This is a genomic window from Salmonella sp. 2020_1459 (assembly GCF_043847915.1).
Classification (GTDB): domain Bacteria; phylum Pseudomonadota; class Gammaproteobacteria; order Enterobacterales; family Enterobacteriaceae; genus Salmonella; species Salmonella enterica.
This window is the reverse complement of the sequence record NZ_JBCMFA010000002.1, coordinates 63,355-80,028: the sequence shown is the minus strand read 5'-3', so window position 1 is coordinate 80,028 and position 16,674 is coordinate 63,355. Positions and strand designations below refer to the sequence as shown.

The 16,674-nt window shown below is 53.8% G+C and carries 14 protein-coding genes; 3 read left to right on the top strand and 11 right to left on the bottom strand.

The genetic code is table 11. The features are described 5' to 3' along the window. Nucleotides 1–26 precede the first annotated feature (26 nt). The 11 genes from ACH0VJ_RS05370 to thpR all read right to left on the bottom strand — a co-directional run bounded on the left by ACH0VJ_RS05370 (nucleotide 27) and on the right by thpR (nucleotide 8,999). Complete coding sequence (locus ACH0VJ_RS05370; RefSeq protein WP_000024306.1) at nucleotides 27–779, bottom strand: fimbrial chaperone; 753 nt, start codon at nucleotides 777–779, stop codon at nucleotides 27–29. 86 nt (nucleotides 780–865) lie between these two features. Further along, the gene (locus ACH0VJ_RS05365; protein ID WP_000466116.1) at nucleotides 866–1,471 is read right to left on the bottom strand and encodes a fimbrial protein; all 606 of its coding nucleotides are present in this window, start codon (nucleotides 1,469–1,471) and stop codon (nucleotides 866–868) included. A gap of 277 nt (nucleotides 1,472–1,748) precedes the next feature. Beyond that, nucleotides 1,749–2,129 (bottom strand): aspartate 1-decarboxylase, encoded by a 381-nt coding sequence (panD, locus tag ACH0VJ_RS05360; RefSeq protein ID WP_000621526.1) that lies wholly within the window; start codon nucleotides 2,127–2,129, stop codon nucleotides 1,749–1,751. A gap of 94 nt (nucleotides 2,130–2,223) precedes the next feature. Next, a complete protein-coding gene (gene panC / locus ACH0VJ_RS05355) occupies nucleotides 2,224–3,078 on the bottom strand; it encodes a pantoate--beta-alanine ligase (protein ID WP_000905348.1) in 855 nt (284 codons plus the stop codon). A 125-nt stretch (nucleotides 3,079–3,203) separates the two neighbouring features. Then, nucleotides 3,204–3,995, bottom strand: coding sequence for a 3-methyl-2-oxobutanoate hydroxymethyltransferase (gene panB, locus ACH0VJ_RS05350; protein ID WP_000805487.1), 792 nt, complete (start codon nucleotides 3,993–3,995; stop codon nucleotides 3,204–3,206). A gap of 120 nt (nucleotides 3,996–4,115) precedes the next feature. Next, nucleotides 4,116–4,595, bottom strand: coding sequence for a 2-amino-4-hydroxy-6-hydroxymethyldihydropteridine diphosphokinase (folK, locus tag ACH0VJ_RS05345; protein ID WP_000150777.1), 480 nt, complete (start codon nucleotides 4,593–4,595; stop codon nucleotides 4,116–4,118). Then, nucleotides 4,592–5,989, bottom strand: a complete 1,398-nt coding sequence (pcnB, locus tag ACH0VJ_RS05340; protein ID WP_125540466.1) for a polynucleotide adenylyltransferase PcnB — start codon at nucleotides 5,987–5,989, stop codon at nucleotides 4,592–4,594. The genes folK and pcnB overlap by 4 nt, the downstream gene beginning before the upstream one ends. A 161-nt stretch (nucleotides 5,990–6,150) precedes the next feature. Continuing rightward, nucleotides 6,151–7,047, bottom strand: coding sequence for a tRNA glutamyl-Q(34) synthetase GluQRS (gene gluQRS / locus ACH0VJ_RS05335; RefSeq protein ID WP_023196614.1), 897 nt, complete (start codon nucleotides 7,045–7,047; stop codon nucleotides 6,151–6,153). A gap of 68 nt (nucleotides 7,048–7,115) precedes the next feature. Then, nucleotides 7,116–7,571 carry an RNA polymerase-binding protein DksA gene (dksA, locus tag ACH0VJ_RS05330; protein WP_001155232.1) on the bottom strand — a complete coding sequence of 152 codons (456 nt, stop codon included), beginning with the start codon at nucleotides 7,569–7,571 and terminating at the stop codon, nucleotides 7,116–7,118. Between the two features lie 176 nt (nucleotides 7,572–7,747). Then, nucleotides 7,748–8,452 carry a DNA/RNA nuclease SfsA gene (sfsA, locus tag ACH0VJ_RS05325; protein ID WP_000899412.1) on the bottom strand — a complete coding sequence of 235 codons (705 nt, stop codon included), beginning with the start codon at nucleotides 8,450–8,452 and terminating at the stop codon, nucleotides 7,748–7,750. Nucleotides 8,453–8,468: 16 nt separating this feature from the next. Continuing rightward, nucleotides 8,469–8,999 carry an RNA 2',3'-cyclic phosphodiesterase gene (gene thpR / locus ACH0VJ_RS05320; protein ID WP_001294178.1) on the bottom strand — a complete coding sequence of 177 codons (531 nt, stop codon included), beginning with the start codon at nucleotides 8,997–8,999 and terminating at the stop codon, nucleotides 8,469–8,471. 72 nt (nucleotides 9,000–9,071) lie between these two features. Between thpR and hrpB the strand changes: the two genes are divergently transcribed. From hrpB to fhuA, 3 genes are all read left to right on the top strand, one after another. Then, the gene (gene hrpB / locus ACH0VJ_RS05315) at nucleotides 9,072–11,501 is read left to right on the top strand and encodes an ATP-dependent helicase HrpB (RefSeq protein WP_023137738.1); all 2,430 of its coding nucleotides are present in this window, start codon (nucleotides 9,072–9,074) and stop codon (nucleotides 11,499–11,501) included. Between the two features lie 140 nt (nucleotides 11,502–11,641). Continuing rightward, on the top strand, nucleotides 11,642–14,164 hold the full coding sequence (gene mrcB / locus ACH0VJ_RS05310; RefSeq protein WP_000918127.1) for a bifunctional glycosyl transferase/transpeptidase: 2,523 nt from the start codon (nucleotides 11,642–11,644) through the stop codon (nucleotides 14,162–14,164). 292 nt (nucleotides 14,165–14,456) lie between these two features. Further along, nucleotides 14,457–16,646: a ferrichrome porin FhuA gene (gene fhuA, locus ACH0VJ_RS05305; protein ID WP_000113219.1), complete on the top strand. Its 2,190-nt coding sequence runs from the start codon at nucleotides 14,457–14,459 to the stop codon at nucleotides 16,644–16,646. Nucleotides 16,647–16,674: the final 28 nt, after the last annotated feature.

Here is a 16,674-nt window from a genome sequence, read left to right as displayed (position 1 = left end):
CATTGGTACGTAATTGTTATAATTGATTAGTCTATTTTGGCTTCTCGTTTATTTGTGCCACCATTGTCATTAATGGTGCTATAGATAACGGTACCGTTAATATTATTCGAAAGGCCTTTTACGGGCATGCTGACCCCGCTAAAGGGTAAAACGGATTTGCTGTCGACAGTATATTCTTTACCGCCCACTTTTAATTTTACGTTGGAAATAGAAACGTTGTACGCGCTGTCATTTTGGGCAAACAGTGAAAGCGTATTGCCTTCTTTTTTCTGCGACCATTTCAGGTTTGCAGCCGCATCGCCAGGCGTGCCTTTCAGGCCATCCGGGCGGAAAAATAATTTGATCCGCGTGCGAAAGGCGAGTTGAAGTTGATTTAAACTCTCGCCTTCTTTCGCTTTTGATTTTGGCGGAATTTCCAGCACGTTAAACCAAAACAGCGATTCCCGATCCTGAGGTAATGCGCTACCCATATACGTAATACGCAAGGATTGCCCTTTTTGTGGATCGATACGAGATACCGGAGGCGTAATGACAAACGGCAGTTTTAGCTCCTGCGGGTCAACACCGTCACGCCCGTCATCCAGCCAGGTTTGCACCAGTAGAGGTTTATTGCCCCGGTTATCCAGGTTCACAATCACGTCTTTTGATGACGCTGGGTACACAATACGTGTTCCGGATATGACGATATCTGCGTTTACCTGGAATGTGGCAAATGCCGTGAAGGCCGCTGCAGCGAAGCAGGTGGTTTTAAATCCTTTTGTAATAACCGTATTGGCCATTTTACCCTCCCTGTAGGTATATTTTAAAATTAAAATCCCCCAGCACAGCTGCTGAGGGATTGGCTAATCTTTTTAAATACAAAGGATTAGTTATAAATAACGGTGAAGGCAACTTGCGCCTGTACGGTTCCTGCCGTTACCGGGCTGGTGTCTGCATTCCACTTCTGGCCCTGGGTGTAGGCTACGCGATAGAACAGGTCACCGGTGCCATCAGCGGAAATAGTGGCTTTCTGCGCGTTGTTAGTCTGGTCAATTTTGATCAGATCGGTAGCGCCGTTACCGTTGTTAGCCAGCACCAGGTTAACGTTTTCTGCTGCTCCTTGCAGATTAGCCGGTGGTACTAACAGACCACCTGATGTTGAGCTGGAACCGCCCCAGGAATTAAACTGCGCGGAGGCATCTTTTACCGTTGCGTTATCACATTCGCTCAGATTCAGAGTGAACTGTTTTTCGCCCAGAGTACTGTTATCACCCAGTGCGGTAGCGAAGTTTTTAACAAAAACGGTATCCAGCGTAATGTCAAAATCATTACCGTCTTGATCTATTTTATTATCAAGAGAGATTTTACAGGTATTGTTAGAAACCAGACCGTGGAAAGTAATAGTACCCGTATCTGGATCTGCTGCCATTGCAGACCCGGCACTCAAAGTCATTGCAATAAAAGCGGCTACGCCATATTTTCTGAAAAACATTTAGAATATCCATATTTTAGTGATAAATATAAATAAAATATATTTATATATCTTATTTGTTGAAATATTATATTTCGAGGCGAATTTTATAGAGAGTGGCAATGAAAGGGAATAAAGCTACTCATTAGAAATACTTTATGTTTTTTTAAGTAAAACTAATGCTTTATTATTTAAGCAATAAGATAAATAATAAATAATATTATTTATTGGTGATTTAAAAAAAAGACAACCCGTCCCAAAATATGTTTTTCTGGAAGGGTTGTCCTATTATTGAAAATCAGGCAACCTGTACCGGAATAGCTTTCGCGGTGCGCTTCATTTCGTTGTCGCCTTCAAAATAGGCCACTTTCGGACGCCATGTACGCGCTTCTTCATCAGACATGGTGACGAAGCTGGCGATAATCACAATGTCGCCAACTTCAGCGCAGTGCGCCGCCGCACCGTTCACCGAGATGATTCTGGAGCCGCGTTCAGCCGCAATCGCATAGGTTGAGAAACGTTTCCCATTGGTCACGTTCCAGATATCAATCGCTTCGTTTTCCAGAATACCGGAGGCATCAAGGAAATCCTGGTCAATGGCACAAGAACCTTCGTAGTGCAGGTCCGCCTGCGTGACTTTTACGCGGTGGAGCTTGCCTTGCAGCATGGTGCGAATCATAACTTCTTTACCCTGTCGTTTACCTTGGCTAAGCAGGCGCTTGTGGCCTGCTTTGGAAATTCTCAGGCAGTATTGCCCGATTTTTAACCCCTGTCTACTGGGCTAATGTAACGCTTTGATTATCGATCAGACGCGCCTGACCCAGCCAGGCGGCGGCCAGAATCACTGCGCGTTTGCTGGTTTCCGTCAGCTCCTGCAGCGTGTCGGCATCACGGATTTGAATGTCGTCGGCACGGAAGCCTTTTTCATTCAGTTCCTGTTCGGCAATGGCAATAATCTCTTGCAGCTCACGATTACCCGCAATCAGTTTTTCAGCGATGCTATTCATCACGTTGTATAGACCCGGCGCAATTTTGCGCTGCTCTGCGGTCAGATAAGCGTTACGTGAGCTGAGCGCCAGACCGTCTTTAGCGCGAATAATCGGCACGCCGACGATCTCAATGTCATAACTCATATCCGCCACCATTTTGCGGATCAGCGCCAGTTGCTGGAAATCCTTCTCGCCAAAGCAGGCGATATCCGGCTGGATCAGGTTGAACAGCTTGCTGACGATAGTCGAGACGCCGCGGAAATGACCTGGACGGCTGGCGCCTTCCAGCATGGTGGAGAGGCCGGGAACATCAACGTACGTCTGGCCTTCCAGCCCCTGTGGGTAGATTTCCTCAACGGCTGGCGCAAAGACATAATCGACTTTGCGTTTGTTCAGCTTTTCACAATCTTCCTGCAGCGTGCGCGGATAACGCACCAGATCGTCCGGCCGATCAAACTGCATCGGATTGACGAAAATGCTGACGATCACCACATCAGCCCGGGCTTTTGCCTCATCGACCAGCTTCATATGGCCGTCGTGCAGGTTGCCCATGGTGGGAACCAGTGCGACGCGTTTACCTTCCTGACGCAGACGACGAATATGCTGGCGCAGCAGCGGCAGGGTTTCAATGATTAGCACAACAAAACTCCTTGAGTTGCTTGATGATCCTGCCCGATGGCGCTGCGCTTATCAGGCCTACATCCGTTGAGGATCTGTAGGCCGGATAAGACGCGTCGCGTCGCCATCCGGCACGGTCAGAAAAATTAGTGAAAGCTGTGTTCTTCGCCCGGATAAACGCCGGACTCCACTTCAGCCATATACTGCTGTACGGCGGCGCGCATGTCGCCCGCTTCGGCGAGGAAATTTTTCGCGAATTTTGGAATATGACCGCCGGTGATGCCAAACGCATCGTGCATCACCAGGATCTGACCGTCGGTGACGTTGCCCGCGCCGATGCCGATCACCGGAATCGACAGCGCTTCCGTGACGCGCTTCGCCAGCTCAACCGGCACGCACTCCAGCACCAGCAGTTGAGCGCCAGCGGCTTCTAAAGCCAGCGCGTCATCCAGCAGCACTTGTCCTGCATCTCCACGGCCCTGAATTTTATAGCCGCCGAAGATATTCACCGACTGGGGCGTTAACCCCAGATGACCACAAACCGGCACGGCGCGTTCGGTGAGCATTTTCACCGTATCAACCAGCCAGGCGCCGCCTTCAATTTTGACCATATTGGCCCCCGCACGCATCACGATAGCCGCGTTTTCACATGCCTGTTCCGGGGTGGCGTAAGCCATAAACGGCAGGTCGGAGAGCAATAGACAGTTGGGCGCGCCGCGGCGTACCGCGCGGGTGTGGTAGGCGATATCTTCCACGGTGACCGGCAGGGTGGAGTCGTGCCCCTGAATTGTCATGCCCAGAGAGTCGCCAACCAGCATCACATTGATACCTTCGTCGGCAAATAACTTAGCGAAGCTGTAGTCGTAGGCGGTAATTGTCGCGAAGCGTTTTTTCTCTTGCTTGCATTTCTGCAGCAGTGAAATAGTGGTGGGTTTCATAACGTTTCCTGATGGTAAAAGTTATATTTCCCGGCATTCTAACAGTCATATTCAGGGGGGCAATTGATTTAAGCAATCGTTTGGCGCTAAAGCAGTAAACGCTAAAGGGGAGGCGATGTTTTACCAGTGGGCGGGTTTTGCAGCACCAAGATGGGTGAGATGCTGATGCAGGCTGATACCATCCGGAAAGATCAGATCAGGAGCGATTTCGAATAACGGCCACAGCATAAAACCGCGGTTTTTCATGTCGTAGTGCGGCACGGTCAGACGGTCGGTGTTAATGACTTCATCGCCAAACAGCATAATGTCGAGATCCAGCGTGCGTGGCCCCCAGCGTTCGGCCTTGCGCACCCGGCCCTGTTGCAGCTCAATGCGCTGGGTATGGTTAAGCAATTCTTCGGGGGCGAGGGCGGTATCCAGCGCCACCGCAGCGTTCAGGTAATCGGGCTGATCCTGTGGGCCAAGCGGCGGCGTGCGGTAAAACGAAGACACCGTGACGATACGGCTATCGGGAATGTCGGCGATAGCCTTCAGGGCGGCATTGACCTGCTCCAGCGGAGAGGCCAGATTACTGCCAAGCGCGATATACGCGATCGTCATACGGTGCCCTCGCGGCGCGGCGCGCGTTTGCGCGGACGTGAACGGCGGCGGCGTGGAGCAGGATCGTCGTCCAGCTCGTTGAGCATCCCTTTTTGTTCCGGCGGCGCGGAAGCCTGAAACTCGGCCCACCACTGCGCCAGACGTTGCAGTTCAGTATTATTTTCCACCTGAGCGCGCAGCTCCAGTAAATCAAACGCGGCGCGGAATTTGGGATGTTCCATCAGTTTCCAGGCGCGTTTGCCCTGACGTCGCGACATGCGTAACTGAAGCTGCCAAATATCACGGGTAAGCGTGGTAAGGCGTTTCGGGATCGCCAGTGAACGGCAGGCCTCATCCAGCACATCATTCATGGCCAGCGCGAAAGCGTCGTAATAGGCCAGACCGCTCTCCTGAGCGATTTTTTGCGCCATCTCCAGCAGCGGATACCAGAACATGGCGGCAAACAAAAATGCCGGATTAACGCGCATCTCGTTACGGATGCGGTTATCCGTATTCTTCAACACCTGCGCAATGATGCGTTCCATTGCGCTGTCGCCGTTTTCGGTGAAATAACGCGTAATGGTAGGAAACAACGGCTGGAAGAGGTGGTATTCCCGCAGTTGTTGATAGGTTTCGTAACCGTTCCCCGCCTGCAACAGCTTCAGCGACTCTTCGAACAGGCGCGCGGGAGGAATGTCGTTTAGCAAGGTTGCCAGACGCGGGATTGGCTCAGCCGTTTCAGGGCTGATACGCATATTGAGCTTCGCAGCGAAACGCACGGCGCGCAGCATTCGAACCGGATCTTCGCGGTAGCGCGTTTCCGGATTGCCGATCAGGCGAATCACGCCTTCTTGCAGATCCTGCATCCCGCCGACGTAATCGCGCACGGTAAAATCCGCCACGCTGTAGTAAAGGCTGTTGATGGTGAAATCGCGGCGCTGGGCATCTTCTTCGATAGAGCCGAAGATGTTGTCGCGCAGCAGCATACCGTTTTGCCCACGCTGGGAGGTCGTACGGTCGCTTTCACTGCCTTCATGATGACCACGAAACGTTGCCACTTCGATAATTTCCGGGCCAAACATCACGTGAGCCAGGCGGAAACGACGTCCCACCAGACGGCAATTGCGGAATAATTTCCGTACCTGATCCGGTGTTGCGTTGGTAGTCACGTCGAAATCCTTCGGCTTTTTGCCGAGCAGGAGATCGCGGACGCCGCCGCCGACCAGGTAGGCTTCATAGCCCGCTTTGTTCAGCCTGTACAGTACCTTGAGGGCATTTTCACTGATATCTTTGCGGGAGATAGCGTGCTGTTCACGCGGGATAATCGTCATATGTGGACGGGCGACGGCTTGTTCTGCCTCGCTCTCCTCGCGGCTTAACACCTTACGGCAAAAATTAGCGACTCGGGTAAAAATAGCGCACCTCGGTAGTGTCATACATTAATAAGATCAACTTACTCTATGTCTTTCGCATTACGGCAGACGGGCGTAAGAGAGCAACGCGACCTGGGCTGTAAGCATCATTAACGCCGCAGCAATGCGAAAGACGATGAGCAAAAATAGCGGCTAATCATAGCTCAGCGAGACGCATTTGAGAATGCCGGATTTACATTAGCCGATGTGGGTACGGCTGTAAGCCTCCAGTGCGCCACCGCAAAGCGCAGCAACTCCTCAACAGACATCTCCTGCCACGCTACGACGTCGCGTTGGCCTAAAAAGCGCAATGCCTGGACCAGTACCGGGCGCGGATCGCCTTGCGGCAGGGCAGGGGCATGATTTTGCTTGGAAAGTTTAGCGCCTTGTTCGTTGAGCGCCAGCGGAAGGTGCACGTAGCCTGGCGCACGCCAGCCAAACTGTTTATACAGCGAAAGTTGTCGGACAGTGGGTTCGATTAAATCTGCGCCGCGGACGATCTCCGTCACCCCCTGAAAATGATCGTCGACCACCACGGCCAGATTATAAGCAAACAGTCCGTCGCGGCGGTGGATAATAAAATCTTCGCTCGCCAGCTGTGGGTCAGCCTGGATGTCGCCGCGCAAGGCATCATGGAAATGCATCACCGGATGCTGCTGTTTAATTCTGACGGCGGCATTCTCCGGCCCGTGGCATAACGTCCGACAATGGCCGTCGTAAATACCGCCCAGACGTTGAATGCGCGAGCGGGGGCAAGTGCAGTAGTAGCTCAGTCCCTGCTCGTGAAGCCAGGCCAGCGCCTCGCGATAAGCCTCATGACGCTGTGATTGCCATAAGACCTCGCCATCCCAGTGCAGGCCGTAATGTTCCAGCTGGCGCAGAATGGTCGCTGCGGCACCGGGAACTTCACGTGGGGGGTCGATATCCTCGATGCGAACGCGCCAAATTCCGCGTTGCGCACGGGCTTGTAGATAGCTGCCGAGGGCGGCGATTAACGAGCCGAAATGCAGTTCGCCGGATGGCGACGGCGCGAAACGGCCAATATAGTGTGAGTCAGTCATGCTGCGGGCAATAAAGAATAAGGCGGGAAAACTCCCGCCTGTCATAAATAGGGTAGAAACGAACGGGATTAACCCGCCATCTGTTTTTCGCGAATTTCAGCCAGCGTTTTGCAGTCGATGCACAGATCGGCTGTTGGACGCGCTTCCAGGCGGCGGATACCAATCTCCACCCCGCAGGACTCGCAATAACCGAAGTCTTCATCTTCCACTTTCTTCAGCGTCTTCTCGATCTTTTTGATCAGTTTGCGCTCACGGTCACGATTACGTAACTCCAGGCTAAACTCCTCTTCCTGCGCGGCGCGATCGACCGGATCGGGGAAGTTGGCGGCTTCGTCCTGCATGTGCGTCACAGTGCGATCGACTTCATCCCGGAGTTGATTACGCCATGCTTCAAGAATACGCTTGAAGTGCGATAGCTGGGCTTCGTTCATATACTCTTCGCCCGGTTTCTCCTGGTACGGCTCCACCCCAGCGATGGCGAGAATACTCAGGGACGATGTTTTACGGTTTTGCCCTTCTTGCATGTTGCTTCTCCTTAACACGCACTATCGATCCCCATGTTCGGGGGAAAATCAGGTCGCTATAAATAGCAGATGCTTTTCCGGATAGCAATTATCTAAACGTAACACTTGACAACCCTGTGAGGAAAAGCGTATTTACGCACGCGGCCAGAATACTTAATAATCAGGCTGTTATTCCACTACAACGTTATGGGTACTGGTTCGTTCAGTTCCATTTTTTGGGCTGAAAGTTCTGCTTTATAAGCTAAAACTTCCACGCCTTTATTCTGAGCCTCGCTCAATAGCTGCGCGTATTTTATATCGATATGACGTGCGGGTGAAAAACGTGTAATGGCGGAGTGCAGCACCGCGAACACCACCACTGCGCGATGACCTGCCGCCGCAACGCCCATCAATTCCCGAAGATGTTTTTGCCCTCGTTCGGTGATGGCGTCGGGAAAATAACCGTTTTCTTTTTCCGCTAACGTGACCGATTTCACTTCAATATAGCAGTCCGGGCGGAAATCTGCCTGTAACATAAAATCTATACGGCTGCGCTCGGCGCCATATTTGACTTCACTTTTCAGAATATTGTACCCCGCCAGCGCCGGCAGGCGATTCTCCTGAATTGCTTCTTTCGTTAGCTGGTTCGCCCGCAGCGTATTCACGCAAATGAATGCGCCGGATTGCGTTTCAGTCAATTCCCAGGTATGCGGATATTTGCGTTTAGTATTTTCTGATGTCGAATACCAGACGGTATCGCCAGGCGTGGCGCAGCCGGTCATCGCGCCAGTATTAGGACAGTGCAGCGTAAGCGTTGTACCGTCAGGGGTGATCACATCGGCTAAAAAACGTTTATAGCGCTGAATCAGCGTAGCGCGTTGTAAAGGGGGTGAGAATAGCATCGACATTCCTTCATTATTATTCGCCCAGCGTCCAGCGCTGCAGCTCGGCATAGCGGGTACGGCCTTGCCCATACGAAGAGGCGTAAAGTGCAAACGACGTGACCGGAAATGACCAGCAAAAGCCCGGCGGCGGGATAGCCACCGTATGGCTGGCGTCGCGCAGCAGCGTAATATGCGGGTGAAAAGGCTGCGGGCTTTGGTAACAACCGCTGCGGGCGGCCTGCGCGCGCAGCATATTAGCCAACTGCAACAACCCGCGCGGCGGCTGGCGCATCCCCAGCCACACCACGCGTGAACGCAGCCACTGACCGGCGTCATCCAGATGTAGCGTAAAGCCCGGCTGGCGAATTCGTCCGGCCAGTTGCGCAAGAGCGCGCTGCTTATCGCTACTGACGTCGCCTAAAAAGGCCAGCGTCAGGTGTAGGTTCGCCGCTGCGACGGGGCGTCCGTCTTCAGACGCAAAATGGGCGGCGCGCCAGGCGATAATTTGCGCGCGCGCGTCGTCGGGTAAGTCAATCGCAAAAAACAGCCGTTTTGGCTCAGACATAGGGATACTCGGTTATGGATTAACACGATGCTACAATGCGGCGCAAAGAAAGTTAACCCCGTGGAGCCGTTTGTGACGTCATTGCCCGTTGCCGCCGTATTGCCTGAATTGTTGACAGCCCTAAAAACCGCGCCGCAGGTTTTGTTGTCCGCGCCTACCGGGGCGGGGAAATCCACCTGGCTGCCGTTGCAACTCCTGCAACAGGGGCCGGTTGCTGGAAAAATCCTCCTGCTTGAACCGCGTCGTCTGGCGGCGCGTAATGTCGCGCAGCGTCTGGCGGAAGCGTTGAATGAAAAGCCTGGCGAAACGGTAGGTTACCGGATGCGCGCGCAAAGCTGCGTGGGGCCGCGTACCCGGCTGGAAGTGGTGACCGAAGGCGTATTGACCAGAATGATTCAGCGCGATCCCGAATTACGCGGCGTGGGGCTGGTGATACTGGATGAATTTCATGAGCGCAGTTTACAGGCGGATTTAGCGTTAGCGCTGTTGCTGGATATCCAGCAAGGGCTCCGTGACGATCTCAGGCTGTTAATCATGTCTGCGACGCTGGATAACGACAGGCTTTGTCAGCGACTGCCTGATGCGCCGACGATCGTCTCGGAGGGGCGCGCGTTCCCGGTGGAGCGACGTTATCAGCCGCTCGCGACGCATTTGCGTTTTGATGAAGCCGTCGCGATGGCGACAGCGGAACTGTTGCGCAATGAAAACGGTTCGCTGCTGCTATTTTTACCCGGCGTAGGCGAAATACAGCGCGTTCATGAACATCTGGCGTCGCGGGTAGGCAGCGATGTCCTGCTTTGTCCGCTGTATGGCGCATTGTCTCTGGAGGCGCAACGCAAAGCGATTGTTCCGGCACCCGCCGGGATGCGTAAAGTGGTGTTGGCGACTAACATTGCCGAAACCAGTTTGACGATTGAAGGGATTCGTCTGGTCGTCGATAGCGCTCAGGAGCGCGTGGCGCGATTTGACGCGCGAACGGGACTGACGCGGCTGGTTACGCAGCGTATCAGTCAGGCATCAATGACGCAGCGCGCGGGGCGCGCCGGACGACTGGCGCCGGGTATCTGTTTACATCTGCTGGCCAAAGAACAGGCGGAGCGGGCGGCGGCGCAAAGCGATCCGGAAATCTTACACAGCGACCTTTCCGGTTTATTGATGGAGGTGTTGCAGTGGGGATGTCACGATCCGGCATCGCTTTTCTGGCTGGACAGGCCGCCGGAGGTGAATCTTCAGGCCGCCCGCCGTTTATTATTGATGTTAGGCGCGCTGGAGGGCGAGCGGTTAAGCGCGCGGGGCCGGAAAATGGCGGCAATGGGTAACGATCCGCGCCTGGCGGCGATGTTAGTCAACGCTGGCGAGGGCGATAGCGCCGCCACTGCCGCCATGCTCGCGGCCATCCTTGAGGACCCGCCGCGCGGCGGCGGTACGGATTTAAGCGTAGTATTTTCGCGGCGACAGCCGGGCTGGCAGCAGCGTAGCCAGCAGCTTTTAAAACGGCTGCAGGTGCGTAATGGCGAGCCGGATAGCGCGCTTATTATGCCGCTGTTGGCCAGAGCGTTTAGCGACCGCATCGCGCGGCGTCGTGGTCAGGAAGGGCGCTATCAGTTAGCCAATGGTATGGGCGCGATGTTAGATGCGGATGACGCGTTGGGACGTCATGAATGGCTGATCGCGCCGCTGTTACTGCAAGGTAGCGCCTCGCCGGACGCCCGAATATTGTTGGCGCAGCCGCTGGATATTGCCTCGCTGATTCAGGCGTGTCCTGATTTACTGCGCCAGTCCGACACGGTTGAATGGGACGAGGCGCAGGGAACGTTGAAAGCATGGCGCAGAATGCGTATTGGACAGTTGACGGTTAGCGTTCAGCCACTGGCGAAGCCGTCTGAAGAGGAGCTTCATCAGGCGATGCTGAACGGCATCCGCGATAAAGGTCTGTCCGTCCTTAACTGGACGCCGGAAGCGGAGCAGTTCCGTCTGCGTCTGCACTGTGCGGCGAAATGGCTGCCGGAATATGACTGGCCTGCCGTGGATGAGGCGTCGCTGCTGGCAACTCTGGAAAATTGGTTGCTGCCGCACATGACAGGCGTACAGTCGTTACGAGGGCTAAAATCCCTGAACGTTAATCAGGCGTTACGGGGACTGCTTGACTATGCCATGCTGCAACGTCTGGATAGTGAACTGCCTGGGCATTACACTGTGCCGACGGGAAGCCGAATAACGATTCGTTATCATGAAGATAACCCGCCCGCGCTGGCGGTCAGAATGCAGGAAATGTTTGGCGAAGCGAAGACCCCAACCATCGCTCAGGGCCGCGTGCCGCTGGTGCTGGAACTGCTTTCGCCAGCGCAGCGACCGCTACAGATTACGCGCGATTTAAGCGCTTTCTGGCAGGGGGCGTATCGCGAAGTGCAAAAAGAGATGAAGGGCCGTTACCCCAAACATGTCTGGCCGGACGATCCGGCGAATACGGCCCCAACGCGGCGCACGAAGAAGTATTCGTGACGTGTTATACGTTGCCTCCAGGCCAGATAAGGCGTTAATCGCCATCCGGCAAAAGAGTAAATTGAGAGATTTCTTCTTCTGTCGTCTGGCGGAAGAATAGAGAATCGGGCCTTTGCGCCTGTATGTTGCGGAGAAAAAGCATGGCGGGGAATGACCGCGAGCCGATTGGACGTAAGGGGAAACCGTCACGTCCTGTGAAACAAAAGGTGAGCCGTCGTCGGCAGCATGACGACGATTATGATGATGACTATGAGGATGAAGAACCGATGCCGCGTAAAGGTAAGGGCAAAGGGCGTAAGCCTCGTGGCAAGCGCGGCTGGCTGTGGCTATTGCTAAAACTGTTTATCGTTTTTGTGGTGCTGTTCGCCATTTACGGCGTCTATCTGGATCAAAAAATCCGCAGCCGTATCGATGGCAAGGTCTGGCAGCTTCCGGCGGCGGTATATGGCCGGATGGTGAACCTTGAGCCAGACATGCCTGTCAGCAAAAACGAGATGGTGAAATTGCTGGAAGCGACGCAGTATCGTCTGGTGACGAAGATGACCCGTCCCGGCGAATTTACCGTGCAGGCCAATAGCATTGAGATGATCCGTCGTCCGTTTGACTTCCCGGACAGCAAAGAAGGGCAGGTGCGCGCGCGGCTGACGTTCAGTGACGGGCGTCTGGAAACCATCGTCAATCTGGATAACAACCGCCAGTTTGGCTTCTTCCGTCTCGATCCGCGGCTTATCACCATGCTTTCTTCGCCAAATGGCGAGCAGCGTTTATTCGTCCCGCGCAGCGGTTTCCCGGATCTGCTGGTCGATACGCTGTTGGCGACGGAAGACCGTCATTTCTATGAGCATGATGGCATTAGTCTTTACTCTATCGGGCGTGCGGTGCTGGCCAACCTGACGGCGGGACGCACGGTGCAGGGGGCCAGTACGCTGACCCAGCAGCTGGTGAAGAACCTGTTCCTCTCCAGCGAAAGATCATACTGGCGTAAAGCGAATGAAGCCTACATGGCGCTGATCATGGATGCCCGTTACAGTAAAGATCGTATTCTTGAGCTGTACATGAACGAGGTCTACCTCGGTCAAAGCGGGGACAATGAAATTCGCGGTTTTCCGCTGGCGAGCCTGTATTACTTTGGTCGTCCGGTAGAGGAACTGAGCCTCGATCAGCAGGCGTTACTGGTGGGGATGGTAAAAGGGGCGTCGATTTATAACCCGTGGCGTAACCCGAAACTGGCGTTGGAGCGTCGTAACCTGGTGTTACGCCTGTTACAGCAGCAGAAAATCATCGATCAGGAACTCTATGACATGCTGAGCGCGCGTCCGCTTGGCGTACAGCCGCGCGGCGGCGTTATTTCACCGCAGCCAGCGTTTATGCAGATGGTTCGTCAGGAACTGCAGGCGAAGCTGGGGGATAAAATTAAAGATCTCTCCGGCGTGAAGATCTTCACCACCTTTGACTCCGTGGCGCAGGATGCCGCAGAAAAAGCCGTTGTCGAAGGCATTCCGGCGTTGAAGAAGCAGCGTAAATTGAGCGATCTGGAAACCGCGATGGTGGTAGTGGATCGCTTTAGCGGCGAGGTGCGCGCGATGGTTGGCGGGGCGGAGCCGCAGTATGCCGGCTATAACCGTGCCATGCAGGCGCGCCGTTCCATCGGGTCGCTGGCGAAACCGGCGACCTATCTGACCGCGTTAAGTCAGCCGAACTTATACCGTCTGAACACCTGGATTGCCGATGCGCCGATTTCTCTGCGCCAGCCGAATGGTCAGGTCTGGTCGCCGCAGAACGACGATCGTCGCTACAGCGAAAGCGGGAAAGTGATGCTGGTGGATGCGTTAACTCGCTCAATGAACGTACCGACGGTCAATCTGGGGATGGCGTTAGGTTTACCGGCGGTAACCGATACCTGGACGAAGCTCGGCGTGCCGAAAGATCAGCTCAATCCGGTTCCGGCTATGCTGTTAGGAGCGCTGAACCTGACGCCGATCGAAGTGGCGCAGGCGTTCCAGACTATCGCCAGCGGCGGAAATCGCGCGCCGTTATCAGCGCTGCGTTCGGTTATTGCGGAAGATGGTAAGGTGCTGTACCAAAGTTATCCGCAAGCTGAACGCGCCGTACCGGCACAGGCGGCTTACCTGACGCTCTGGACAATGCAGCAGGTCGTCCAGCGTGGTACGGGGCGTCAGCTTGGCGCGAAATATCCGGGTCTGCATCTGGCGGGTAAAACCGGGACGACAAACAACAATGTCGATACCTGGTTTGCCGGTATCGACGGCAGCCAGGTGACTATCACCTGGGTAGGCCGTGATAACAACCAGCCGACGAAATTGTACGGCGCCAGCGGCGCGATGGCGATTTACCAGCGCTATCTGGCGAACCAGACGCCGACGCCTTTAGTTCTGACGCCGCCGGAAGATGTGGTGGATATGGGCGTTGATTACGACGGTAATTTTGTCTGTAGCGGCGGTATGCGCACTCTGCCGGTCTGGACGGACGATCCAAATACGCTGTGCCAGCAGGGCGAGATGATGCAGCAACAGCAGCAGCCGTCAGGCAATCCGTTCGATCAGTCGTCTCAGCCGCAGCAGCCTGCGCAGCAACAGCCGCCGAAAGAAGAGAAGAGCGACGGCGTTGCCGGCTGGATTAAGGAGATGTTCGGCGGCAATTAATCACGGTAATAGTGCCGGGTGGCACTGTGCTTACCCGGTCTACACCGTTACGACTCCATTATGTGCGACGTAGGCCGAATAAGACGCTTACGTCGCCATCCGGCAAATCCTCCATAAATAACATTTCAGTCTAATTTATTAACCCTTCCTTTTCATCTGGTTGTTTCTTAACCCCTTAGTTTTCGTAGGGCCGCGTATCGCTTGCCATTGCGACGATATTTCGCCTATCATGCTGCGGTTATAATAATAATTATCGTTTACGTTATCATTCACTTTCATCAGAGATATACCAATGGCGCGTCTTAAAACTGCTCAGCCAAACTCCTCACTGCGTAAAATCGCAGTTGTAGTAGCCACAGCGGTTAGCGGCATGTCTGTCTATGCACAGGCGGCGGTTCAACCGAAAGAAGAAACCATTACCGTAACCGCAGCGCCTGCCGCGCAGGAAAGTGCCTGGGGACCGGCTCCGACCATCGCCGCGAAGCGTTCCGCCACCACCACCAAAACTGATACACCTATCGAAAAAACGCCACAGTCGGTTTCGGTGGTCACTAACGAAGAGATGCAGATGCATCAATTCCAGTCAGTAAAAGAAGCGTTGGGTTACACGCCGGGTGTAACGGTAAGCAGCCGCGGCGCTTCCAATACCTATGACTTCGTGATTATCCGTGGCTTCTCTTCCGTCGGCCTGAGCCAGAACAACTATCTGGATGGCCTGAAATTGCAGGGGAACTTCTACAACGATGCGGTTATTGATCCCTACATGCTTGAGCGTGTTGAGTTGATGCGTGGCCCAACGTCCGTCCTCTACGGTAAGAGCAACCCGGGCGGTATCATTTCGATGGTTAGCAAGCGGCCGACTACTGAGCCGCTGAAAGAAATTCAATTCAAAATGGGGACGGACAATTTGTTCCAGACCGGTTTTGATTTTAGTGATTCCCTGGATGACAACGGTGAGTTCTCATATCGTCTGACGGGACTGGCGCGTTCGACAAATGAGCAGCAAAAGAGTTCTGAGTCGCAGCGCTATGCGATTGCGCCCTCTTTTACCTGGCGTCCTGATGAGAAAACGAATTTTACGTTCCTTTCTTATTTCCAGAACGAACCAGAGACCGGCTACTACGGCTGGCTGCCGAAAGAAGGAACGGTTGAACCGTTACCGAATGGTAAACGCTTGCCAACAGATTTTAATGAAGGGGCGTCAAACAACACCTATTCTCGTAACGAGAAAATGGTGGGATACAGTTTCGAGCATGGCTTCAACGACACCTTTACCGTGCGCCAGAATTTACGTTTTGTCGAAATGAAAACCGCGCAAAAAAGCGTCTATGGCACGGGGATTGCGGCGGACGGACATACGCTTAACCGCGGTACTATCGTTGACAACGAGCGTTTACAGAATTTCAGCGTAGATACACAACTGGAAAGTAAATTCGCGACCGGCGATATTGATCATACGTTGCTGACGGGTGTCGATTTCATGCGTATGCGTAATGATATTAACGCGACGTTTGGTAGCGCGCCGTCAATCGATCTCTATAACAATTACCATCCTGAATACTTTGCTTTCGGCGGCGCTGAGCCGTACCAGATGAACGAAAGTAAACAAACAGGCCTCTATGTTCAGGATCAGGCGGAATGGAATAAGTGGGTATTTACTCTCGGCGGCCGCTATGACTGGTCTAAACAAGCGACAACGGTGCGTCAGAATTCCACTACGCCGACAGAAGGATATATTGAACGTAATGACCACCAGTTCACCTGGCGCGGTGGCGTAAACTACGTATTCGATAATGGAATTTCACCTTACTTCAGCTATAGCCAATCTTTCGAGCCAAGCGCCTTCGATTTGTGGAGCACCCCACGCGTTTCTTACAAGCCGTCAAAAGGCGAGCAATATGAAGCAGGGGTGAAATATGTACCGAAAGACATGCCGGTTGTTGTTACGGGTGCCGTTTATCAGCTGACCAAAACCAATAACCTGACCGCCGATCCAACCAACCCATTAGCGCAGGTGCCGGCAGGCGAAATTCGTGCGCGAGGTGTAGAGCTGGAAGCCAAAGCAGCATTGACGGCTAACATCAATATGACGGCGTCTTACACTTATACTGATGCTGAATACACGAAAGACACTAATCTGAAAGGGAATACGCCAGAGCAGGTGCCTGAACACATGGCGTCGTTGTGGGGCGATTACACCTTCAACGACGGTCCGTTGTCAGGTTTAACGCTGGGAACAGGCGGTCGTTTTATTGGTTCCAGTTACGGCGATCCGGCTAATAGCTTCAAGGTAGGCAGCGCAGCGGTGATGGATGCGGTCGTCAAGTACGATCTGGCGCGTTTTGGTATGGCGGGCTCCAGCATTGCGGTTAACGTTAATAATCTGCTCGACCGCGAATACGTCGCCAGCTGCTTCCAGACCTACGGCTGTTTCTGGGGCGCAGAACGTCAGGTCGTTGCAACGGCAACCTTCCGTTTCTAATTTCTTTTTGGGCACGGCTTGCCGTGCC